General features: G+C 56.2%; 19 protein-coding genes. 18 read left to right on the forward strand and 1 reads right to left on the reverse strand.

The window, feature by feature from the left end; translation table 11 throughout:
- Positions 1-27 precede the first annotated feature (27 nt).
- On the reverse strand, positions 28-822 hold the full coding sequence (map, locus tag GQR96_RS04390) for a type I methionyl aminopeptidase (protein WP_004204446.1): 795 nt from the start codon (positions 820-822) through the stop codon (positions 28-30).
- Between the two features lie 321 nt (positions 823-1,143).
- Between map and rpsB the strand changes: the two genes are divergently transcribed.
- From rpsB to GQR96_RS04480, 18 genes are all read left to right on the forward strand, one after another.
- Positions 1,144-1,869, forward strand: a complete 726-nt coding sequence (gene rpsB, locus GQR96_RS04395) for a 30S ribosomal protein S2 (protein WP_004204447.1) — start codon at positions 1,144-1,146, stop codon at positions 1,867-1,869.
- A gap of 119 nt (positions 1,870-1,988) precedes the next feature.
- A complete protein-coding gene (tsf, locus tag GQR96_RS04400) occupies positions 1,989-2,840 on the forward strand; it encodes a translation elongation factor Ts (protein ID WP_004151930.1) in 852 nt (283 codons plus the stop codon).
- A gap of 147 nt (positions 2,841-2,987) precedes the next feature.
- Positions 2,988-3,713, forward strand: coding sequence for a UMP kinase (gene pyrH, locus GQR96_RS04405; RefSeq protein ID WP_002889306.1), 726 nt, complete (start codon positions 2,988-2,990; stop codon positions 3,711-3,713).
- A gap of 150 nt (positions 3,714-3,863) precedes the next feature.
- Positions 3,864-4,421, forward strand: coding sequence for a ribosome recycling factor (gene frr / locus GQR96_RS04410; protein ID WP_002889308.1), 558 nt, complete (start codon positions 3,864-3,866; stop codon positions 4,419-4,421).
- Between the two features lie 228 nt (positions 4,422-4,649).
- Entirely contained in the window at positions 4,650-5,852 is a 1,203-nt protein-coding gene (ispC, locus tag GQR96_RS04415; protein ID WP_065904252.1) for a 1-deoxy-D-xylulose-5-phosphate reductoisomerase, read from the forward strand.
- A gap of 237 nt (positions 5,853-6,089) precedes the next feature.
- The gene (gene ispU / locus GQR96_RS04420; RefSeq protein ID WP_002889316.1) at positions 6,090-6,848 is read left to right on the forward strand and encodes a (2E,6E)-farnesyl-diphosphate-specific ditrans,polycis-undecaprenyl-diphosphate synthase; all 759 of its coding nucleotides are present in this window, start codon (positions 6,090-6,092) and stop codon (positions 6,846-6,848) included.
- 12 nt (positions 6,849-6,860) lie between these two features.
- A complete protein-coding gene (gene cdsA / locus GQR96_RS04425) occupies positions 6,861-7,718 on the forward strand; it encodes a phosphatidate cytidylyltransferase (RefSeq protein ID WP_004204449.1) in 858 nt (285 codons plus the stop codon).
- Positions 7,719-7,729: 11 nt separating this feature from the next.
- Entirely contained in the window at positions 7,730-9,082 is a 1,353-nt protein-coding gene (gene rseP, locus GQR96_RS04430; protein WP_004204451.1) for a sigma E protease regulator RseP, read from the forward strand.
- Positions 9,083-9,113: 31 nt separating this feature from the next.
- A complete protein-coding gene (bamA, locus tag GQR96_RS04435) occupies positions 9,114-11,543 on the forward strand; it encodes an outer membrane protein assembly factor BamA (RefSeq protein ID WP_004204452.1) in 2,430 nt (809 codons plus the stop codon).
- A 121-nt stretch (positions 11,544-11,664) separates the two neighbouring features.
- Complete coding sequence (skp, locus tag GQR96_RS04440; protein ID WP_002889325.1) at positions 11,665-12,150, forward strand: molecular chaperone Skp; 486 nt, start codon at positions 11,665-11,667, stop codon at positions 12,148-12,150.
- Positions 12,151-12,153: 3 nt separating this feature from the next.
- Positions 12,154-13,179, forward strand: a complete 1,026-nt coding sequence (lpxD, locus tag GQR96_RS04445; RefSeq protein WP_004204453.1) for a UDP-3-O-(3-hydroxymyristoyl)glucosamine N-acyltransferase — start codon at positions 12,154-12,156, stop codon at positions 13,177-13,179.
- A 105-nt stretch (positions 13,180-13,284) separates the two neighbouring features.
- On the forward strand, positions 13,285-13,740 hold the full coding sequence (gene fabZ, locus GQR96_RS04450; RefSeq protein ID WP_004145858.1) for a 3-hydroxyacyl-ACP dehydratase FabZ: 456 nt from the start codon (positions 13,285-13,287) through the stop codon (positions 13,738-13,740).
- A 3-nt stretch (positions 13,741-13,743) separates the two neighbouring features.
- Positions 13,744-14,532 (forward strand): acyl-ACP--UDP-N-acetylglucosamine O-acyltransferase, encoded by a 789-nt coding sequence (gene lpxA, locus GQR96_RS04455; RefSeq protein WP_004204455.1) that lies wholly within the window; start codon positions 13,744-13,746, stop codon positions 14,530-14,532.
- Complete coding sequence (lpxB, locus tag GQR96_RS04460) at positions 14,532-15,683, forward strand: lipid-A-disaccharide synthase (RefSeq protein ID WP_065904254.1); 1,152 nt, start codon at positions 14,532-14,534, stop codon at positions 15,681-15,683. The genes lpxA and lpxB overlap by 1 nt, the downstream gene beginning before the upstream one ends.
- Positions 15,680-16,279 (forward strand): ribonuclease HII, encoded by a 600-nt coding sequence (gene rnhB / locus GQR96_RS04465; protein WP_004204458.1) that lies wholly within the window; start codon positions 15,680-15,682, stop codon positions 16,277-16,279. The genes lpxB and rnhB overlap by 4 nt, the downstream gene beginning before the upstream one ends.
- A 17-nt stretch (positions 16,280-16,296) precedes the next feature.
- A complete protein-coding gene (dnaE, locus tag GQR96_RS04470; protein WP_069734360.1) occupies positions 16,297-19,779 on the forward strand; it encodes a DNA polymerase III subunit alpha in 3,483 nt (1,160 codons plus the stop codon).
- 12 nt (positions 19,780-19,791) lie between these two features.
- Complete coding sequence (accA, locus tag GQR96_RS04475) at positions 19,792-20,751, forward strand: acetyl-CoA carboxylase carboxyl transferase subunit alpha (protein WP_004204460.1); 960 nt, start codon at positions 19,792-19,794, stop codon at positions 20,749-20,751.
- Between the two features lie 113 nt (positions 20,752-20,864).
- On the forward strand, positions 20,865-23,018 hold the full coding sequence (locus GQR96_RS04480; protein ID WP_004204462.1) for a lysine decarboxylase LdcC: 2,154 nt from the start codon (positions 20,865-20,867) through the stop codon (positions 23,016-23,018).
- Positions 23,019-23,059 lie beyond the last annotated feature (41 nt).

The raw sequence follows: 23,059 nt of genomic DNA on the forward strand, positions 1-23,059 counted from the left end.
AAAAAGCCGGCGGGCGCCGGCTTTTCATCATTCATCGTGCGAGATTATCGCCGGGATGGTGTCATCCTTACGTAGCGTCAGAATTTCGCAGCCGTTGTCTGTCACCACAATAGTATGCTCATACTGCGCAGACAAGCTCCGGTCTTTGGTTTTCACCGTCCAGCCGTCTTTCATGCTGCGGATCTCTTTTTTACCGGCATTGACCATCGGCTCGATGGTGAAGGTCATGCCTGGTTTGAGCACGACGTTGGTTTCCGGCGAGTCGTAGTGCAGCACCTGCGGCTCTTCATGGAAGCCGCGGCCGATGCCGTGACCACAGTATTCGCGAACCACAGAGAACCCTTCCGCTTCCACATATTTCTGGATCGCCGCGCCGATGGTGCGCAGGTTGATGCCCGGCTTCACCATCTTCAGCGCCAGGTACAGGCTTTCCTGAGTGATGCGGCACAGGCGCTCGCCGAGAATCGTCGGTTTGCCGACGATAAACATTTTGGAGGTATCGCCATGGAAATCATCTTTAATGACGGTCACGTCGATATTCACGATATCGCCATCTTTCAGCAGTTTGCCGTCGTCAGGGATACCGTGACAGACCACTTCGTTGACCGAAATGCAGACGGATTTCGGATAGCCGTGATAGCCGAGACAGGCGGAAATGGCCTTCTGCTCGTTAACGATATAGTCGTTACAGATACGGTCCAGTTCGCCAGTGCTGACGCCCGGCTTAACCCAGGGTTCGATCATTTCCAGCACTTCAGCGGCCAGGCGACCGGCAACGCGCATTTTTTCAATATCTTCAGATGTCTTAATAGAGATAGCCATGGAGTATGTCCAGCAGTGTCGATATTTTCGACAATAATAGAGTAAGTCCTGTCAATGGTAACAGTCCGGGCAGGCTGGTGCCAAACTGAGAATCATTAACAGCACGCGACGTCAACAAGAGTTGGTGTCTGGGTGGATTTTGTGGTATAAAGCGCGCCGGACTTCCGATCCATCTCAGATACACAGGATGGACGGGAGCGACAAATCTCACTTTGTGTAACAACACACACGTATCGGCACATATTCCGGGGTGCCCTTTGGGGTCGGTAATATGGGATACGTGGAGGCATAACCCCAATTTAATCTATAGAGGTTTTAAACATGGCAACTGTTTCCATGCGCGACATGCTCAAGGCTGGTGTTCACTTCGGTCACCAGACCCGTTACTGGAACCCGAAAATGAAGCCGTTCATCTTCGGTGCGCGTAACAAAGTTCACATCATCAACCTTGAGAAAACCGTACCGATGTTCAACGACGCTCTGGCTGAACTGAACAAGATCGCTGCTCGTAAAGGTAAAATCCTTTTCGTTGGTACTAAGCGCGCTGCAAGCGAAGCGGTAAAAGACGCTGCTCTGAGCTGCGACCAGTTCTTCGTGAACCATCGCTGGCTGGGCGGTATGCTGACTAACTGGAAAACCGTTCGTCAGTCCATCAAGCGTCTGAAAGACCTGGAAACTCAGTCCCAGGACGGTACTTTCGACAAGCTGACCAAGAAAGAAGCGCTGATGCGTACTCGTGAGCTGGACAAGCTGGAAAACAGCCTGGGCGGTATCAAAGACATGGGCGGCCTGCCGGACGCACTGTTCGTAATCGACGCTGACCACGAGCACATCGCTATCAAAGAAGCAAACAACCTGGGCATCCCGGTATTTGCTATCGTTGATACCAACTCTGATCCGGACGGCGTAGACTTCGTTATCCCGGGTAACGACGATGCAATCCGCGCAGTAAGCCTGTACCTGGGCGCTGTTGCTGCTACCGTTCGTGAAGGTCGCTCTCAGGACCTGGCTTCTCAGGCGGAAGAAAGCTTCGTAGAAGCTGAATAATAAGGTTTAAGCCCTTATTAGTACCGTGTATGAATAGGGGCCCATTATCGGCCCCTTTTTTCAATTTACGCTGTTTGGCCGTTGGCCGGGCAGTATCCACATCTCCCGAGGATTTTAGAATGGCTGAAATTACCGCTTCCCTGGTAAAAGAGCTGCGCGAACGTACTGGCGCAGGCATGATGGATTGCAAAAAAGCGCTGACTGAAGCGAATGGCGACATCGAGCTGGCAATCGAAAACATGCGTAAATCCGGCGCGATCAAAGCGGCGAAGAAAGCAGGCAACGTGGCTGCTGACGGCGTGATCAAAACCAAAATCGAAGGCAACTACGGTTACATTCTGGAAGTTAACTGCCAGACTGACTTCGTTGCTAAAGATGGTGGTTTCCAGGCATTTGCTGACAAAGTACTGGACGCCGCTGTTGCGGGTAAAATCTCCGACGTTGAAGTTCTGAAAGCGCAGTTCGAAGAAGAACGTGTTGCCCTGGTTGCTAAAATCGGTGAGAACATCAACATCCGTCGTATCGCTGTTCTGGAAGGCGACGTTCTGGGCAGCTACCAGCACGGTGCGCGCATCGGCGTTCTGGTTGCCGCTAAAGGCGCTGACGAAGAGCTGGTTAAGCAGCTGGCAATGCACGTTGCTGCAAGCAAGCCGGAATTCGTTAAGCCGGAAGACGTGTCTGCTGAAGTGGTAGAGAAAGAGTACCAGGTTCAGCTGGACATCGCGATGCAGTCCGGTAAGCCGAAAGAAATCGCAGAGAAAATGGTTGAAGGCCGCATGAAGAAATTCACCGGCGAAGTTTCTCTGACTGGTCAGCCTTTCGTCATGGAGCCGAGCAAATCTGTTGGTCAGCTGCTGAAAGAGCACAACGCTGACGTGACTGGCTTCATCCGCTTTGAAGTGGGCGAAGGCATCGAGAAAGTTGAGACTGACTTTGCAGCAGAAGTTGCTGCGATGTCCAAGCAGTCTTAATTTTTACAAGGAGCCGCCTGAGGGCGGCTTCTTTTTGCGCCCATTTTGTAAATTCAGCCAACTGCTTATAGTGACCGCGCTGAAATGCGACATACAATGTCGCCGGAATTCTCACATCTCATTCGTTGACAGTCTCAGGAAAGAAACATGGCTACCAATGCAAAACCCGTCTACAAACGTATTCTGCTGAAATTAAGTGGCGAAGCGCTGCAGGGCTCAGAAGGCTTCGGTATTGATGCAAGCATACTTGACCGCATGGCTCAGGAGATCAAAGAGCTGGTTGAGCTGGGTATTCAGGTTGGCGTAGTAATTGGTGGCGGTAACCTGTTCCGTGGTGCTGGTCTGGCGAAAGCGGGTATGAACCGCGTTGTGGGCGACCACATGGGCATGCTGGCAACGGTTATGAATGGCCTCGCGATGCGCGATGCGCTCCACCGCGCCTATGTGAACGCTCGTCTGATGTCCGCCATTCCGCTGAACGGCGTGTGCGACAACTACAGCTGGGCAGAGGCGATCAGCCTGCTGCGCAACAACCGCGTGGTGATCCTTTCCGCGGGTACCGGCAACCCGTTCTTTACCACCGATTCCGCAGCCTGCCTGCGCGGTATTGAAATTGAAGCCGATGTGGTGCTGAAAGCCACCAAGGTTGACGGCGTATTCACCGCTGATCCGGCCAAAGATCCTTCCGCCACGATGTACGATCAGCTGACCTACAGCGAAGTGCTGGAAAAAGAGCTGAAAGTGATGGATCTGGCGGCCTTTACCCTGGCGCGTGACCATAAATTGCCGATTCGCGTCTTCAACATGAACAAACCTGGCGCCCTGCGTCGCGTGGTGATGGGCGAAAAAGAAGGCACATTGATCACGGAATAATTCCCGTCAGCGCCAAATCCGGGTAATATTCCGCTTTACTTTCGCGGGGATATTACCCGGTGATTTTCATTAAATCTGACTATACTTAGCTCATTTTCCGACGGGTGCCCCGTCTGGTCTGACTGAGACAAGCTTTCAAGGATTCGTAACGTGATTAGCGATATCAGAAAAGATGCTGAAATCCGCATGGAAAAATGCGTCGAAGCATTCAAAAACCAAATCAGCAAAATTCGCACGGGTCGTGCTTCTCCGAGCCTGCTGGACGGGATTGTTGTTGAATACTACGGTACGCCGACCCCGCTGCGCCAGCTGGCCAGCGTCACCGTCGAAGACTCCCGTACCCTGAAAATCAACGTCTTTGACCGTTCTATGTCCGCGGCCGTTGAAAAAGCGATCATGGCGTCCGACCTCGGTCTGAACCCAAGCTCTGCCGGCAGCGATATTCGTGTTCCGTTGCCGCCGCTGACCGAAGAGCGTCGTAAAGATCTGACCAAGATCGTGCGTGGTGAAGCTGAGCAGGCGCGCGTTGCCGTACGTAACGTTCGCCGCGACGCCAACGACAAAGTCAAAGCGCTGCTGAAAGAGAAAGAGATCAGCGAGGATGACGATCGCCGTTCTCAGGACGACGTGCAGAAAATGACTGACGCCGCCATCAAGAAAGTTGACGCGGCGCTGGCAGACAAAGAAGCAGAACTGATGCAGTTCTGATGCTCTGCCCTTACTCGGGCCTGACAGCGTCTGGTCTGAGTAAAATCCGAAACGCCGTACAGAAGACTGTACGCTCAATTCTCGGGATTGCGTTGCGACCGCTGGCCTTGTAGCCTTTAGCGCTAAGTTGAAGGCCTAATGCCGCCGTCTTATCCCTGATAATTGCTGCGTAGGGGCTTGCTGGCGGCGTTTTGCTTTTTATTCTGTTTCCACTCTTCTGGACGTCTCATGAAGCAATTAACCGTTCTCGGTTCGACCGGCTCCATTGGCTGTAGCACGCTGGACGTGGTGCGCCATAATCCCGGTCGCTTTTCCGTCGCCGCGCTGGTCGCGGGGAAAAACGTTGACCGTATGGTTGAACAATGCCTTGAATTTACCCCCCGTTACGCCGTGATGGACGATGCGCAAAGCGCTGAGCGATTGCGCACCCGTCTGCAGGAACATGGCTGCCGTACCGAGGTGCTGAGCGGCCAGCAGGCGGCGGCAGAGGTCGCAGCGCTGGAGGAGGTCGATCAGGTGATGGCGGCTATCGTCGGCGCGGCGGGGCTGGTGCCGACGCTGGCGGCGATCCGCGCCGGGAAAACGGTGTTGTTAGCGAATAAAGAGTCGCTGGTGACCTGCGGTCGCTTGTTCATGGAGGCGGTTCAACGGTCGGGGGCGCGATTGCTGCCGGTCGATAGCGAACATAACGCGATTTTTCAGAGTATGCCGGAGACAATTCAGCAGCATCTGGGATACGCTGACCTGGCGCAGAATGGCGTTTCATCCATCCTGCTGACCGGCTCGGGCGGGCCTTTCCGTGATACAGCGGTAGCTGAACTGGCGGCGATGACGCCGGATCAGGCCTGCCGTCATCCTAACTGGTCGATGGGACGCAAGATCTCCGTTGACTCCGCTACGATGATGAACAAAGGCCTGGAATATATTGAAGCGCGTTGGCTGTTTAACGCCTCGGCCCGGCAGATGGAGGTCCTTATCCATCCGCAGTCGGTGATCCACTCGATGGTTCGCTATCAGGACGGCAGCGTGCTGGCGCAGCTTGGAGAGCCGGATATGCGCACGCCGATCGCCCATACCATGGGCTGGCCGCAACGGCTTAACTCCGGCGCTAAGCCGCTGGACTTCTGCCAGCTGAGCAATCTGAGCTTCTCCGCGCCAGACTATACGCGGTATCCGTGCCTGAAGCTGGCGATGGAGGCGTTTGACGTCGGCCAGGCGGCGACCACCACGCTGAATGCGGCCAATGAAGAGTCGGTTGCCGCGTTTCTGCATGGCGATATCCGCTTTACCGATATTGCGGCGGTTAACCAGATTGTGCTGGATAAGATGAACCTGCAGGAGCCGCAAAGCATTGATGACGTTCTGGTTATCGACGCTGAGGCCCGCGCGGTTGCTCATCAACAGCTGAAACGGTTGGTCACCCAGGCGTAACGCGGTGATATTTGTGGGCGCAAAGCTTCAGTGATATAGTCTGCGCCACCCGATCGTTGCATTTTGTTGTTAAAGATTACGGTGGCCGTGGCAAAACACGGCTTTTTTGCGTAAAGCTTTTGGTTGTTCTCTGCGATTGGCTGCAGCCCCGGCACCGGATAAAAATGCGTATCCAGCGCGGCCCGGTGGCCTCTGTTTGGTGGCTAGTTAATCCTTATTATGGACTTAAAACGCGTGATGTTGTCTGCTAATCAAACTGTCAGCGAAATATCGCCCACACATGGCTGCCGTCATGTCGCCATTATTATGGATGGCAACGGCCGTTGGGCGAAACGGCAAGGTAAAATTCGCGCTTTCGGGCACAAGGCCGGTGCGAAATCCGTGCGTCGCGCGGTCTCTTTCGCGGCGAATAATGGGATTGAGGCGTTAACGTTATACGCGTTCAGCAGCGAAAACTGGAACCGTCCGGCTCAGGAAGTCAGTGCGCTGATGGAGCTGTTCGTCTGGGCGCTGGATAGCGAAGTCAAAAGCCTGCACCGACACAATGTGCGTTTGCGGATTATTGGCGACACCACGCGCTTCAATGCGCGCCTGCAGGAGCGTATCCGCAAAGCGGAAGCGCTGACCGCGAACAATACCGGCTTAACGCTGAATATTGCGGCCAATTACGGCGGTCGCTGGGATATTACCCAGGGCGTTCGTTTGCTGGCGAAACAGGTACAGGACGGGACGCTGCTGCCTGAGCAGATCACGGAAGACATGCTGAGTCAGCAGGTCTGCATGCATGAACTGGCTCCCGTAGATTTAGTTATTAGGACCGGGGGAGAGCACCGAATAAGTAATTTTCTGATTTGGCAAATTGCCTATGCCGAACTTTACTTTACGGATGTTCTTTGGCCCGATTTTGCTGAACAGGACTTTGAAGGTGCACTCCATGCCTTTGTTAATCGAGAGCGTCGTTTCGGCGGCACTGAGCCGGGTGGCAGTCATGCCTGATGGGGGTCACTTTTGCTGAAGTATCGCCTGATATCTGCTTTCGTCTTAATCCCCGTCGTCATTGCGGCGCTGTTTTTATTGCCGCCTATGGGGTTTGCTATCGTGACCCTGGTGGTCTGTATGCTCGCCGCATGGGAGTGGGGGCAACTGAGTGGTTTCACCTCGACGTCGCAGCGGGTCTGGCTGGCGGTGTTGTGCGGCCTTCTGCTGGCGGCGATGCTGTTTCTGCTGCCGGAATACCATTATGACGTTCATCAACCGATGGTTGAAGGCTCGCTGTGGGCCTCTTTCGTCTGGTGGATCGTCGCGCTGCTGCTGGTGCTCTCTTATCCGGCGTCGGCGGCATTCTGGCGTCACTCTAAAGTGCTGCGCCTCATCTTCGGTATCCTGACCATTGTCCCGTTTTTCTGGGGCATGCTGGCGCTACGCGCCTGGCACTATACCGATAACCATTACAGCGGTGCGCTGTGGCTCCTGTACGTGATGATTCTGGTCTGGGGCGCGGATTCCGGCGCCTATATGTTTGGCAAAATGTTTGGCAAGCACAAGCTGGCGCCGAAGGTTTCGCCGGGAAAAACCTGGCAGGGCTTTTTTGGCGGTTTGCTGACCGCGGCGGTGATCTCCTGGGCCTACGGGGTGTGGGCCCATCTTGACGTTACGCCAACGGTGCTGCTGGTCTGTTCGGTAGTAGCCGCCCTGGCTTCGGTGCTGGGCGATCTGACGGAAAGTATGTTTAAGCGCGAGGCCGGCATTAAGGACAGCGGGCACTTGATTCCCGGACACGGCGGTATTCTCGATCGTATCGACAGCCTGACGGCGGCGGTGCCGGTCTTCGCCTGTCTGCTACTGTTGGTCTTCAGGACGATTTGACGGAAGGTGATATGCTGAGCGTGCTCTGGAATCTGGCAGCTTTTATCATTGCGCTTGGCGTACTGATTACGGTGCATGAGTTTGGCCATTTTTGGGTAGCGCGTCGCTGCGGTATCCGGGTTGAGCGTTTTTCTATCGGCTTCGGCAAAGCGTTGTGGCGGCGGATGGATAAGCAGGGTACGGAGTTCGTCATTGCCCTGATCCCGCTGGGCGGCTACGTCAAGATGCTGGATGAGCGTGTTGAAGCGGTGGCGCCGGAGATGCGCCACTACGCGTTCAATAATAAAACCGTCGGCCAGCGTGCGGCGGTGATTGCCGCCGGTCCCATCGCTAACTTCCTTTTCGCTATCTTTGCCTACTGGTTGGTCTTCATCATCGGCGTTCCTGGGGTCCGTCCGGTAGTGGGTGAAATAACGCCCAATTCGGTTGCCGCGCAAGCACAAATTGCAAAAGGAACGGAACTTAAAGCGATAGATGGTATCGAAACGCCTGATTGGGATGCGGTGCGTCTGCAGCTGGTGGCCAAAATCGGCAACCCGCAAACAATACTTACCGTCGCCCCTTTCGGGACTAATCAGCGCCAGGATAAAATCGTCGATCTGCGGCACTGGGCGTTTGAGCCAGACAAGCAAGATCCCGTCACGTCGCTGGGGATCCAGCCGCGCAGCGCGCAGATTGATACAGTGCTGGCGGAGGTCCAGGCGGGCTCGGCAGCGCAGAAAGCAGGTTTGCAAGCGGGCGACCGGATCGTTAAAGTCGATGGTCAACCGTTAACGCAGTGGATGACGTTTGTTAATCTGGTGCGCGATAATCCGGGCAAAGCGCTGGCGCTGGAGATTGAACGGCAGGGGAGTGCGCTGCCGTTAACCCTGACGCCGGATGCAAAAACGGTGAAAGGTAAGGCAGAAGGGTTCGCAGGGGTGGTGCCAAAGGTCATCCCGCTGCCTGAAGAATACAAGACAGTACGTCAGTACGGACCGTTTGCCGCCATCGCTGAAGCCACGGATAAAACCTGGCAGCTGATGTCACTGACGGTCAGGATGCTGGGTAAATTGATAACCGGTGATGTCAAACTGAACAACCTCAGTGGGCCGATCTCTATCGCTCAGGGGGCTGGAATGTCAGCGGAGTTTGGGTTGATTTATTATCTGATGTTCCTTGCGCTGATTAGCGTGAACCTCGGAATCATCAACCTGTTCCCACTACCCGTACTGGATGGGGGACATCTGCTGTTTTTGGCGATTGAAAAGCTGAAGGGCGGGCCGGTATCCGAGCGAGTTCAAGACTTTAGTTATCGCATTGGCTCAATACTGCTGGTGCTGTTAATGGGGCTTGCACTTTTCAATGATTTCTCTCGGTTATAAGAGAGTTTGTTAGGAAGAACGCATAATAACGATGGCGATGAAAAAGTTGCTCATAGCGTCGCTGCTGTTTAGCAGCGCGACTGTATACGGTGCTGAAGGGTTCGTGGTGAAGGACATTCATTTCGAAGGCTTGCAGCGTGTCGCTGTTGGTGCGGCCCTCCTCAGTATGCCAGTGCGTCCTGGCGATACGGTGACCGACGATGATATCAGTAACACTATTCGCGCGCTGTTTGCCACTGGCAACTTCGAGGACGTCCGCGTCCTGCGCGATGGTGATACCCTGCTGGTGCAGGTGAAAGAGCGTCCGACGATCGCCAGCATCACCTTCTCCGGCAATAAGTCGGTGAAAGATGACATGCTCAAGCAGAACCTTGAGGCCTCTGGCGTTCGGGTGGGCGAGTCGCTTGACCGCACGACCATCGCGGATATCGAGAAGGGCCTCGAGGATTTCTACTACAGCGTCGGTAAATACAGCGCCAGCGTCAAAGCGGTCGTTACCCCGCTGCCGCGTAACCGTGTCGACCTGAAACTGGTCTTCCAGGAAGGCGTCTCCGCTAAAATTCAGCAGATCAACATCGTCGGCAACCATGCGTTTTCGACTGATGAGCTGATCTCCCACTTCCAGCTGCGCGATGAAGTGCCGTGGTGGAACGTGGTCGGCGACCGTAAATACCAGAAGCAGAAACTGGCGGGCGACCTTGAAACCCTGCGCAGCTACTACCTGGATCGCGGCTATGCCCGTTTCAACATCGATTCTACCCAGGTCAGCCTGACGCCGGATAAGAAAGGGATCTACATCACCGTCAACATCACCGAAGGCGATCAGTACAAGTTTTCCGGGGTGCAGGTGACGGGCAACCTCGCCGGCCATTCCGCGGAAATCGAAGCGCTGACCAAAGTCGAGCCGGGTGAACTGTATAACGGCGCGAAAGTGACCAAGATGGAAAACGACATCAAGAAACTGTTGGGTCGTTATGGTTACGCCTACCCGCGCGTACAGTCGCAGCCGGAGATCAACGACAGCGATAAAACCGTTAAGCTGCACGTCAACGTCGACGCGGGCAACCGCTATTACGTGCGTAAAATTCGCTTCGAAGGCAATGACACCTCCAAAGACGCCGTTCTGCGCCGCGAAATGCGCCAGATGGAAGGCGCGTGGCTGGGCAGCGACCTCGTCGATCAGGGTAAAGACCGTCTCAACCGTTTAGGCTTCTTCGAAACGGTCGATACCGATACCCAGCGCGTACCAGGCAGTCCGGACCAGGTCGACGTAGTCTACAAGGTGAAAGAGCGTAACACCGGTAGCTTCAACTTCGGTATCGGTTACGGTACCGAGAGCGGCGTCAGCTTCCAGGCGGGCGTTCAGCAGGATAACTGGTTAGGTACTGGCTATGCTGTCGGGATCAACGGCACCAAAAACGACTACCAGACCTATACCGAGCTGTCGGTGACCAACCCGTACTTCACCGTAGACGGTGTGAGCCTCGGCGGTCGTATCTTCTATAATGACTTTGACGCGAACGATGCGGATCTGTCTGACTATACCAACAAAAGCTATGGTACAGACGTCACGCTGGGCTTCCCGGTCAACGAATACAACACGCTGCGCGCGGGCGTCGGGTATGTGCATAACTCCCTGTCCAATATGCAGCCGCAGGTGGCGATGTGGCGTTACCTGAACTCGATGGGCCAGTATCCGGACAACACCAACGACCGGAACTCGTTCAGTGCGAATGACTTCACCTTCAACTACGGTTGGACCTATAACAAGCTTGACCGCGGCTTCTTCCCAACCGAAGGTTCGCGCGTCAACCTGAACGGTAAAGTGACCATTCCGGGTTCGGACAACGAATACTACAAAGCGACGTTGGATACCGCCACCTATGTGCCGATCGACAACGATCATGAATGGGTGGTGCTGGGTCGTACCCGCTTTGGCTATGGCGATGGTATCGGCGGCAAAGAGATGCCGTTCTATGAGAACTTCTATGCAGGTGGCTCCAGCACCGTGCGTGGCTTCCAGTCGAACACCATTGGTCCGAAGGCGGTGTACTTCCCGTCGAGCAGCCGTCATGATGGCGACAGCGGCTATACCAACGACTGTAAGAGCACCGAATCCGCACCGTGTAAATCCGATGATGCGGTGGGCGGTAACGCCATGGCGGTGGCCAGCCTGGAGCTGATTACCCCGACGCCGTTTATTAGTGACAAATATGCGAACTCGGTCCGGACTTCCTTCTTCTGGGATATGGGTACCGTATGGGATACTCACTGGGATTCGAACGCGTACGCTGGATATCCGGATTACAGCGATCCGAGCAACATCCGTATGTCTGCGGGTATTGCCGTGCAGTGGATGTCGCCGTTGGGGCCGTTGGTCTTCTCCTACGCCCAACCGTTCAAAAAGTACGATGGAGACAAAGCCGAACAGTTCCAGTTTAACATTGGTAAAACCTGGTAATTGTTGGCGGCAACGGAATGCAAGTGCAGTATAGCGCTGACCGTAGGCGATAACGCGTTTATCGCCTCGCCACGCAAATAACGGTACCCCTGGGTACTCATGGGATGGTAAGGAGTTTATTGTGAAAAAGTGGTTATTAGCTGCAGGTCTGGGTTTGGCAATGGTAACTTCCGCTCAGGCGGCAGATAAAATTGCCCTGGTGAACATGAACAGCCTGTTCCAACAGGTTGCCCAGAAAACTGGCGTTTCCAACACGCTGGAAAACGAGTTCAAAGGCCGCGCTAGCGAACTGCAGCGTATGGAAGGCGACCTGCAGTCTAAAATGCAGCGTCTGCAGTCCATGAAGCCGGGCGCCGATCGTACCAAACTGGAAAAAGACGTGATGGCTCAGCGCCAGACCTTCTCCCAGAAAGCGCAGGCGTTTGAACAGGATCGCGCTCGTCGTTCCAACGAAGAGCGTGGCAAACTGGTGACCCGTATCCAGACTGCCGTACAGAGCGTAGCGAAAGATCAGAGCATCGATCTGGTGGTTGACGCGAATGCCGTTGCATACAACAGCAGCGATGTAAAAGACATCACCGCTGATGTGCTGAAACAGGTTAAATAAGTAATGCCTTCAATTCGACTGGCTGATCTCGCGCAGCAGTTGGATGCAGAATTACACGGTGATGGCGATATCGTCATCACCGGCGTTGCGTCCATGCAGAGCGCGAAAACGGGCCAAATCACTTTCATGGTCAACCCTAAGTACCGTGAGCACCTGGCCGCTTGCCAGGCTTCTGCCGTTGTGATGACGCAGGATGATTTGCCTTTTGCCCATAGCGCCGCGCTGGTAGTGCGTAATCCCTACCTGACCTACGCGCGCATGGCTCAAATTCTGGATACCACGCCGCAGCCGGCACAGGATATCGCGCCGAGCGCGGTTATCGATCCGACGGCGAAGCTGGGTAGCAACGTTGCCATCGGCGCCAACGCCGTTATCGAATCCGGGGTAGTGCTGGGTGATAACGTGGTCATCGGTGCAGGCTGCTTCGTTGGGAAAAATACGAAAATAGGCGCCGGCTCGCGTCTGTGGGCCAATGTGACCGTTTACCATGAGATTGAGATCGGCGAGAATTGCCTGATCCAGTCCAGCACGGTGATCGGCGCGGATGGCTTCGGCTACGCCAACGATCGCGGCAACTGGGTGAAGATCCCGCAGCTGGGTCGCGTCATTATTGGCGATCGCGTGGAGATCGGCGCCTGCACCACAATTGACCGCGGCGCGCTGGACGATACCGTGATTGGCAACGGGGTTATCATTGATAACCAGTGCCAGATTGCGCATAACGTGGTGATTGGCGACAATACCGCGGTTGCCGGCGGCGTTATCATGGCAGGCAGCCTGAAAATCGGCCGCTACTGCATGATTGGCGGCGCCAGCGTGATTAACGGCCATATGGAAATCTGCGATAAGGTCACCGTCACGGGGATGGGGATGGTGATGCGTCCTATCAGCGAACCTGGCGTATACTCCTCCGGTATTCCGCTGCAGCCGAACAAGGCGTGGCGTAAAACCGCTGCGCTGGTGATGAATATTGACGAGATGAGCAAGCGCCTGAAAGCGATTGAGCGCAAGGTTAATCAACAAGACTAATTCATCATTTGGTCACATGACATTTCCGGCCTGTTGCATTCGCTAAAAGATTGCCGCAGGCCGTGTTATTATTGCCTTTTAGTACATTTAGACAGGAAGAGTATTTTGACTACTGACACTCATACTCTGCACATTGAAGAGATTCTGGAACTTCTGCCTCACCGTTACCCGTTCCTGCTGGTAGATCGCGTGCTGGATTTTGAAGAAGGTCGTTTTCTGCGCGCAGTAAAAAATGTTTCTGTAAACGAGCCGTTTTTCCAGGGGCATTTCCCTGGTAAGCCGATTTTGCCGGGCGTCCTGATTCTGGAAGCAATGGCGCAGGCCACCGGGATTCTGGCATTCAAAAGCGTTGGAAAACTGGAACCAGGCGAGCTGTATTACTTCGCGGGCATCGATGAAGCACGTTTCAAACGCCCGGTAGTACCAGGCGATCAGATGATTATGGAAGTCACTTTCGAGAAAACCCGCCGCGGCCTGACCCGTTTCAAAGGCGTTGCGCTGGTTGACGGTAAAGTGGTTTGCGAAGCGACGATGATGTGTGCGCGTAGCCGGGAGGCCTGATACGTGATTGATAAAACCGCTTTTGTTCATCCTACCGCCATTGTAGAAGAAGGCGCCGTGATTGGCGCTAACGTCCACATTGGTCCGTTTTGTATTGTTGGCGCCAACGTCGAAATCGGCGAAGGCACCGTACTGAAGTCTCACGTTGTCGTTAATGGCCACACCAAAATCGGCCGTGACAATGAGATCTATCAGTTCGCTTCCATCGGCGAAGTTAACCAGGATCTGAAATATGCTGGCGAACCGACCCGGGTGGAAATTGGCGATCGCAACCGCATTCGCGAAAGCGTCACCATTCATCGCGGCACAGTACAGGGCGGTGGATTAACAAAGGTGGGCAACGATAACCTGCTGATGATCAACGCCCACGTGGCGCACGATTGTACGCTTGGCGATCGCTGCATCCTGGCCAATAACGCGACGCTCGCGGGCCATGTTTCGCTGGATGATTATGTCATTATCGGCGGCATGACCGCGGTGCACCAGTTCTGCGTCATTGGCTCACATGTTATGGTTGGCGGCTGCTCCGGCGTGGCGCAGGACGTTCCGCCGTTCGTGATTGCCCAGGGCAACCATGCGACGCCATTCGGCGTCAATATCGAAGGCCTGAAACGCCGCGGCTTCAGCCGGGAAGCGATTACCGCGATCCGCAACGCGTATAAACTGCTGTACCGCAGCGGCAAGACGCTGGAAGAAGCCAAGCCGGAGATCGCCGAACTGGCGACTCAGCATCCTGAAGTTCAGCCGTTTGTCGATTTCTTCGCCCGCTCTACCCGCGGCTTGATTCGTTAATGACTGAACAGCGTCCCCTGACGATTGCCCTGGTCGCCGGAGAAACCTCCGGCGATATTCTTGGCGCCGGCCTCATCCGCGCCCTCAAAGCACGCATCCCGAATGCGCGCTTTGTCGGCGTGGCGGGACCGCTGATGCAGGCGGAAGGGTGTGAAGCCTGGTACGAAATGGAAGAGCTGGCGGTGATGGGTATTGTTGAAGTGCTCGGTCGCCTGCGTCGCTTACTCCATATTCGCGCCGATTTGACCTGCCGCTTCGGCGAGCTGCGTCCCGACGTCTTCGTCGGCATCGACGCCCCTGATTTCAATATTACCCTCGAAGGGAATCTGAAAAAGCAGGGCATCAAAACCATTCACTACGTCAGCCCGTCGGTCTGGGCCTGGCGACAAAAACGCGTTTTCAAAATCGGCAGATCCACCGATCTGGTGCTGGCCTTTCTGCCTTTCGAAAAAGCGTTTTATGACAAATTTAACGTTCCCTGCCGTTTTATCGGCCATACCATGGCGGATGCGATGCCGCTGGATCCTGACAAAGGCGCCGCGCGCGATCGGTTAGGGATCCCGCACGACGTGCGTTGCCTGGCGCTGTTGCCCGGCAGCCGCGGCGCAGAAGTCGAAATGCTCAGCGCGGACTTTCTGAAAACCGCTCAGCTTCTGCGGGCTAGCTATCCCGATCTGCAGGTGGTGGTGCCGCTGGTTAATGCCAAACGGCGGGAGCAGTTTGAGCGAATTAAAGCTGAAACGGCGCCGGATATGATCGTCCATATGCTGGACGGTCAGGCGCGCGATGCGATGATCGCCAGCGACGCCGCGCTGCTGGCCTCCGGGACGGCGGCGCTGGAGTGTATGCTGGCGAAATGCCCGATGGTGGTTGGCTATCGCATGAAGCCGTTCACCTTCTGGCTGGCGAAGCGGTTGGTTAAAACCGACTACGTCTCGTTGCCGAACCTGCTGGCCGGGCGCGAGCTGGTTAAAGAGCTGCTGCAGGATGAGTGCGAGCCGGAGGCGCTGGCTGCCGCTCTGCAGCCGCTGCTGGCCGATGGCAAAACCAGTCATGAGATGCATGAGACATTCCGCGCGCTGCATCAGCAGATCCGCTGCAACGCCGATGAGCAGGCGGCGGATGCCGTACTGGAGTTAGCAAAACAATGATGGAGTTCGTCTATCCGCATACCCATCTGGTTGCCGGCGTCGATGAGGTCGGGCGTGGCCCCCTGGTTGGCGCGGTGGTGACCGCGGCGGTGATCCTCGATCCGGCGAAGCCGATTGTGGGTCTGAATGATTCCAAAAAACTCAGCGAGAAGCGTCGTCTGGCGCTGTTCGATGAGATTAAAGAGAAAGCGCTGTGCTGGAGCCTGGGACGCGCCGAGCCGCACGAAATCGATGAGCTGAATATCCTGCATGCCACTATGCTGGCGATGCAGCGCGCCGTCGCCGGCCTGAGCATTGTACCCGAGTTTGTTCTGATCGATGGCAACCGCTGCCCATCGCTACCGATGCCCTCTCTGGCAGTAGTCAAAGGCGACAGCCGGGTGGCAGAAATCAGCGCAGCGTCTATTCTGGCAAAAGTCACTCGTGACGCCGAAATGGCCACGCTGGACCTCGCATTTCCCCACTACGGATTTGCCCAGCATAAAGGCTATCCCACCGCTGTTCACCTGCAGAAGCTGCAGGAACACGGCGCAACAGAGCATCACCGGCGCAGTTTTGGCCCGGTGAAGCGTGCCCTGGGCCTGGCGTCCAACTAAGTCACCGGGATCTAAAGATGGCTGAACCACGTTTCGTACACCTGCGGGTGCACAGCGACTATTCCATGATCGATGGGCTGGCAAAGACCGGGCCGCTGGTCAAAAAGGCGGCCTCGCTTGGCATGCCAGCGCTGGCGATCACTGATTTCACCAATCTCTGTGGGCTGGTGAAGTTCTACGGGACGGGACACGGCGCGGGGATTAAGCCGATCGTCGGCGCCGATTTCCACGTGCAGTGCGACCTGCTCGGCGACGAATTTACCGAGCTGACCGTGCTGGCGGCGAATAACACCGGCTACCAGAACCTGACTCTGCTGATTTCCCGCGCCTATCAGCGCGGCTACGGCGCCCTGGGGCCGTGGATCGATCGCGACTGGCTGGTGGAACATCAGGAAGGGCTGATTCTGCTCTCCGGCGGCCGTAAAGGCGACGTCGGCGTCAGCCTGATCCGCGGCAACATGCCGCTGGTTGAGCAGTGCGTCGCCTTCTATGAAGAGCATTTCCCGGATCGCTATTTTCTGGAGCTGATCCGCACCGGTCGTCAGGATGAAGAGAGTTATCTTCATGCCGCCGTGGCGCTGGCGGAAGCGCGTGGTCTGCCGGTGGTGGCGACCAACGATGTCCGCTTCCTCGACACTGGCGACTTTGACGCCCATGAAATCCGCGTCGCTATTCACGACGGCTTCACCCTCGACGACCCGAAACGGCCGCGCAACTACTCGCCGCAGCAATATATGCGCAGCGAGGAAGAGATGTGCGAGCTGTTCGCCGATATTCCGGAAGCGCTGGCAAACAGCGTTGAAATTGCCAAGCGCTGCAACGTCACCGTGCGGCTTGGCGAATATTTCCTGCCGCAGTTCCCGACCGGCGATATGACCACGGAAGATTTCCTGGTGATGAAATCGAAAGAAGGTCTGGAGGAGCGGCTGGAATTCCTCTTCCCGGATCCGGAACTGCGCGCGAAGCGCCGGCCGGAATACGACGAGCGTCTGGATATCGAGCTGCAGGTGATCAACCAGATGGGCTTCCCCGGCTACTTCCTGATCGTGATGGAGTTTATCCAGTGGTCGAAGGATAACGGTGTGCCGGTCGGCCCGGGCCGCGGTTCCGGCGCCGGTTCGCTGGTGGCCTACGCGCTGAAGATCACCGATCTCGACCCGCTGGAGTTCGACCTGCTGTTCGAACGTTTCCTTAACCCAGAGCGTGTCTCAATGCCCGACTTTGACGTCGACTTCTGCATGGAGAAACGCGACCAGGTTATCGAGCACGTGGCGGATATGTATGGCCGCGACGCGGTATCGCAGATCATCACCTTCGGTACCATGGCGGCGAAAGCGGTCATCCGGGATGTGGGCCGCGTGCTGGGTCACCCGTACGGCTTTGTCGACCGCATCTCCAAGCTGGTGCCGCCCGATCCGGGCATGACGCTGGCGAAAGCCTTCGAGGCCGAGCCGCAGCTGCCGGAGATCTACGAGGCGGACGAAGAAGTGAAAGCGCTGATCGACATGGCGCGTAAGCTGGAAGGGGTGACGCGAAACGCCGGTAAGCATGCGGGCGGCGTGGTTATCGCACCGACCAAGATCACCGACTTCGCCCCGCTGTATTGCGATGAGCAGGGGCTGCATCCGGTTACCCAGTTTGACAAGAACGACGTGGAATACGCCGGGCTGGTGAAATTCGACTTCCTCGGTCTGCGTACGCTCACTATCATTAACTGGGCGCTGGAGATGATTAATAAGCGCCGTGAGAAGAACGGTGAAGGGCCGCTGGATATCGCCGCCATCCCGCTGGATGACAAGAAAAGCTTCGACATGCTGCAGCGCTCGGAAACCACTGCGGTCTTCCAGCTTGAATCGCGCGGCATGAAAGATCTGATTAAACGCCTGCAGCCGGACTGCTTCGAAGATATGATCGCTCTGGTGGCCCTGTTCCGCCCGGGCCCGCTGCAGTCGGGGATGGTAGATAACTTTATCGACCGTAAGCACGGCCGAGAAGAGATCTCGTATCCGGACGTGCAGTGGCAGCATGAAAGCCTGAAACCGGTGCTGGAGCCGACCTACGGCATCATCCTGTATCAGGAACAGGTCATGCAGATTGCCCAGGTGCTGTCCGGGTATACCCTCGGCGGCGCGGATATGCTGCGTCGCGCGATGGGTAAGAAAAAGCCGGAGGAGATGGCCAAGCAGCGTTCTATCTTTGAGGATGGGGCGAAGAAAAACGGCATTGACGGCGAACTGGCGATGAAAATCTTTGACCTGGTGGAGAAATTCGCCGGTTACGGGTTTAACAAATCGCACTCCGCCGCGTACGCGCTGGTTTCTTACCAGACGCTATGGCTTAAGGCGCACTATCCGGCTGAGTTTATGGCGGCGGTAATGACCGCCGATATGGATAACACCGAGAAGGTCGTTGGCCTGGTGGACGAGTGCTGGCGGATGGGGCTGAAAATTTTGCCGCCGGATATTAACTCCGGCCTGTACCATTTCCACGTCAACGACGACGGCGAGATCGTCTACGGTATCGGCGCCATCAAGGGCGTCGGCGAAGGGCCGATCGAAGCGATCATTGAGGCGCGCAACAACGGCGGTTATTTCCGCGAGCTGTTCGACCTCTGCGCGCGGACCGATATTAAAAAGCTCAACCGTCGCGTGCTGGAAAAGCTGATTATGTCCGGGGCGTTCGATCGTCTCGGTCCGCACCGTGCGGCGCTGATGAATTCGCTGGGCGATGCGCTGAAAGCCGCCGACCAGCACGCCAAAGCCGAGGCCATCGGCCAGGCTGATATGTTCGGCGTACTGGCGGAAGAGCCTGAGCAGATTGAACAGTCCTACGCCAGCTGCCAGCCGTGGCCTGAGCAGGTGGTGCTGGATGGTGAAAGGGAGACCCTGGGGCTGTACCTGACCGGGCACCCGATTAACCAGTATCTTAAAGAGATTGAGCGCTACGTCGGCGGCGTGAGGCTCAAAGACATGCATCCGACCGATCGTGGAAAAGTGACCACGGCGGCGGGGCTGGTGATTGCGGCGCGGGTAATGGTCACCAAGCGCGGCAATCGTATCGGCATCTGTACCCTGGATGACCGTTCCGGGCGGCTGGAAGTGATGTTATTCACCGACGCGCTGGATAAATATCAGCAGTTGCTGGAAAAAGACCGCATACTTATCGTCAGCGGACAGGTCAGCTTTGATGACTTTAGCGGGGGGCTTAAAATGACCGCCCGTGAAGTCATGGACATTGACGAAGCCCGGGAAAAATATGCTCGCGGGCTTGCTATCTCGCTGACGGACAGGCAAATTGATGACCAGCTTTTAAACCGACTCCGTCAGTCTCTGGAACCCCACCGTTCGGGAACCATTCCAGTGCACCTCTACTATCAGAGGGCGGATGCACGCGCGCGGTTGCGTTTCGGCGCAACATGGCGCGTCTCTCCGAGCGATCGTTTACTCAACGATCTGCGTGGCCTTATCGGCTCGGAGCAGGTGGAACTGGAGTTTGACTAATACAGGAATACTATGAGTCTGAATTTCCTAGATTTTGAACAGCCGATTGCAGAGCTGGAAGCGAAAATCGATTCCCTGACTGCGGTAAGCCGTCAGGATGAGAAACTGGATATTAACATCGACGAAGAAGTGCATCGTCTGCGCGAGAAAAGCGTAGAGCTGACGCGCAAAATCTTCTCCGATCTCGGTGCATGGCAGGTTGCGCAACTGGCGCGCCACCCGCGCCGTCCTTACACCCTGGATTATGTCCGCCTGGCGTTCGACGAGTTTGACGAACTGGCCGGTGACCGTGCCTACGCTGACGATAAAGCGATTGTCGGCGGTATTGCGCGTCTTGATGGTCGTCCGGTGATGATCATTGGCCATCAGAAAGGTCGCGAAACCAAAGAAAAAATTCGTCGCAACTTTGGTATGCCGGCCCCGGAAGGCTACCGCAAAGCGCTGCGCCTGATGGAGATGGCTGAGCGGTTTAAAATGCCGATCATCACCTTCATCGACACCCCGGGCGCCTACCCGGGCGTTGGCGCGGAAGAGCGCGGCCAGTCGGAAGCGATCGCTCGCAATCTACGTGAAATGTCGCGTCTGAGCGTGCCGGTGATCTGCACCGTGATCGGCGAAGGCGGCTCCGGCGGCGCGCTGGCTATCGGCGTGGGCGACAAGGTCAACATGCTGCAGTACAGCACCTATTCGGTGATTTCGCCGGAGGGCTGTGCCTCCATTCTGTGGAAGAGTGCGGATAAAGCGCCGCTGGCTGCTGAAGCGATGGGTATTATCGCCCCGCGTCTGAAAGAGCTGAAGCTGATCGATTCTATCGTTCCGGAACCGCTGGGCGGCGCCCACCGCAACCCGGAAGCGATGGCGGCAAACCTGAAAGCGCAGCTGCTGGCGGACCTGGCCGATCTCGATCTTCTCAGCGAAGAAGAGCTGCTTAACCGCCGCTATCAACGTCTGATGAGCTACGGTTACGCCTAAGTATTCCGCTAGCGCAAAAGACTAAGGGCCGGATTTTCCGGCCCTTTTTTTATGTGCGATGCGCCCAGGGGATTGCTATGATGCTGGACTTAGGTGAATACCAGGAGGAAAGCGTGAATATCATCGCCATCATGGGGCCTCACGGCGTCTATCACAAAGACGAGCCGATCAAAGAACTGGAGGCGGCGCTGCAGCGCCAGGGCTTTCAGACCATCTGGCCGCAAAACAGCGCCGACCTGCTGCAGTTTATCGAGCACAACCCGCGCATCTGCGGCGTGATCTTCGACTGGGATGAGTACAGCGTCGATCTGTGCAGCGATATCAATCAGCTCAATGAATATCTGCCTCTGTACGCCTTTATTAACGCCCACTCGACGATGGATGTCAGCAGTCAGGATCTGCGCATGACGCTGTGGTTCTTCGAATATGCGCTGGGACTCTCCGAAGAGATCGCCACCCGCATCGGGCAGTATACCCGCGAGTACCTGGACAATATCACCCCGCCGTTTACCCGCGCGCTGTTTAACTATGTGCAGGAGGGTAAATATACCTTTTGTACGCCGGGTCATATGGGCGGCAGCGCCTATCAGAAAAGCCCAGTGGGCTGCCTGTTCTATGACTTTTTTGGCGGGAATACGCTGAAGGCGGATGTCTCGATTTCGGTCACCGAGCTGGGCTCCCTGCTGGATCATACCGGCCCGCATCTGGAGGCGGAGGAGTATATCGCTCGCGCCTTTGGCGCCGAGCAAAGCTATATGGTGACCAACGGTACCTCAACGTCCAATAAAATTGTCGGCATGTACTCGGCGCCCGCCGGCAGCACGCTGCTGATTGACCGTAACTGTCACAAATCGCTGGCCCACCTGCTGATGATGAGCGATGTGGTTCCCCTGTGGCTGAAGCCGACCCGCAACGCGCTGGGGATCCTCGGCGGTATCCCCCGGCGCGAGTTTACCCGCGACAGTATTCAGCAGAAAGTGCGCGACACGGGCGGGGCGCAGTGGCCCGTGCATGCGGTGATCACCAACTCCACCTACGATGGCCTGCTCTACAACACCACCTGGCTTAAAGAGACGCTCGACGTCCCGTCGATCCATTTCGATTCCGCCTGGGTGCCGTATACCCATTTCCATCCGATATATCAGGGGAAAAGCGGCATGAGCGGTGAGCGGATCCCCGGTAAAGTCATCTTCGAGACGCAGTCGACGCATAAGATGCTGGCCGCGCTGTCGCAGGCCTCGTTGATCCACATTAAGGGCAACTATGATGAAGAGACCTTTAATGAAGCCTTTATGATGCATACCTCTACATCGCCGAGCTACCCCATCGTCGCGTCGATTGAGACCGCGGCGGCGATGCTGCGCGGTAACTCCGGTAAGCGCCTGATCCAGCGCTCCATTGAGCGGGCGCTGGACTTCCGCAAAGAGGTGCAGCGACTGCGCGAAGAGTCGGACGGCTGGTTCTTTGATATCTGGCAGCCGGAAGCGGTGGATAAAGCCGAGTGCTGGCCGGTGGCACCGGGCGAAGACTGGCACGGTTTCAAAGATGCCGATGCGGATCATATGTATCTCGATCCGGTGAAGGTCACCATTCTAACGCCGGGCATGGACGAGCAGGGGAATATGGATGAAGAGGGGATCCCGGCGGCGCTGGTGGCGAAGTTCCTCGACGAGCGGGGCGTGGTGGTAGAGAAAACGGGCCCCTACAACCTGCTGTTCCTCTTTAGCATCGGTATCGATAAAACCCGGGCGATGGGGCTGCTGCGCGGCCTGACCGAGTTTAAGCGTGCCTACGATCTCAATCTGCGGGTGAAGAATATGCTGCCGGATCTGTACGCCGAAGATCCCGACTTCTACCGCAATATGCGGATCCAGGATCTGGCGCAGGGGATCCACCGCTTGATCCGCCAGCACCAGCTGCCGCAGCTGATGCTCAGCGCCTTTGACGTCCTGCCGGAAATGAAAATGACGCCGCATCATGCCTGGCAGCGCCAGATTAAAGGTGAGGTGGAAACTATTGAACTGGAGAACCTGGTGGGCCGGATTTCGGCCAACATGATCCTCCCTTATCCGCCGGGGGTACCGCTGCTGATGCCAGGAGAGATGATCACGGAGGAGAGCCGGGCGGTGCTCGACTTCCTGCTGATGCTCTGCTCCATAGGACGTCATTACCCGGGGTTTGAGACCGATATTCACGGCGCGAAGCGCGATGAGGACGGCGTTTATCGGGTACGAGTCTTAAAAAATGACGAAAGGCTTGCGCGTTAACGGCGCGCACGAGTAACGTGGCTGGCTTAACAGAAGGAGTT

The organism is Klebsiella sp. PCX (assembly GCF_021869705.1).
Taxonomy (GTDB): Bacteria; Pseudomonadota; Gammaproteobacteria; order Enterobacterales; family Enterobacteriaceae; genus Klebsiella; species Klebsiella quasipneumoniae.

What these genes read in the sequence shown, in the direction of transcription:
- map (WP_004204446.1), bottom strand. Translation starts at nt 822, where the DNA reads ATGGCTATCTCTATTAAGACATCTGAAGATATTGAAAAAATGCGCGTT.
- rpsB (WP_004204447.1), top strand. Translation starts at nt 1,144, where the DNA reads ATGGCAACTGTTTCCATGCGCGACATGCTCAAGGCTGGTGTTCACTTC.
- tsf (WP_004151930.1), top strand. Translation starts at nt 1,989, where the DNA reads ATGGCTGAAATTACCGCTTCCCTGGTAAAAGAGCTGCGCGAACGTACT.
- pyrH (WP_002889306.1), top strand. Translation starts at nt 2,988, where the DNA reads ATGGCTACCAATGCAAAACCCGTCTACAAACGTATTCTGCTGAAATTA.
- ispC (WP_065904252.1), top strand. Translation starts at nt 4,650, where the DNA reads ATGAAGCAATTAACCGTTCTCGGTTCGACCGGCTCCATTGGCTGTAGC.
- ispU (WP_002889316.1), top strand. Translation starts at nt 6,090, where the DNA reads ATGTTGTCTGCTAATCAAACTGTCAGCGAAATATCGCCCACACATGGC.
- rseP (WP_004204451.1), top strand. Translation starts at nt 7,730, where the DNA reads ATGCTGAGCGTGCTCTGGAATCTGGCAGCTTTTATCATTGCGCTTGGC.
- bamA (WP_004204452.1), top strand. Translation starts at nt 9,114, where the DNA reads ATGGCGATGAAAAAGTTGCTCATAGCGTCGCTGCTGTTTAGCAGCGCG.
- lpxD (WP_004204453.1), top strand. Translation starts at nt 12,154, where the DNA reads ATGCCTTCAATTCGACTGGCTGATCTCGCGCAGCAGTTGGATGCAGAA.
- lpxB (WP_065904254.1), top strand. Translation starts at nt 14,532, where the DNA reads ATGACTGAACAGCGTCCCCTGACGATTGCCCTGGTCGCCGGAGAAACC.
- rnhB (WP_004204458.1), top strand. Translation starts at nt 15,680, where the DNA reads ATGATGGAGTTCGTCTATCCGCATACCCATCTGGTTGCCGGCGTCGAT.
- dnaE (WP_069734360.1), top strand. Translation starts at nt 16,297, where the DNA reads ATGGCTGAACCACGTTTCGTACACCTGCGGGTGCACAGCGACTATTCC.
- accA (WP_004204460.1), top strand. Translation starts at nt 19,792, where the DNA reads ATGAGTCTGAATTTCCTAGATTTTGAACAGCCGATTGCAGAGCTGGAA.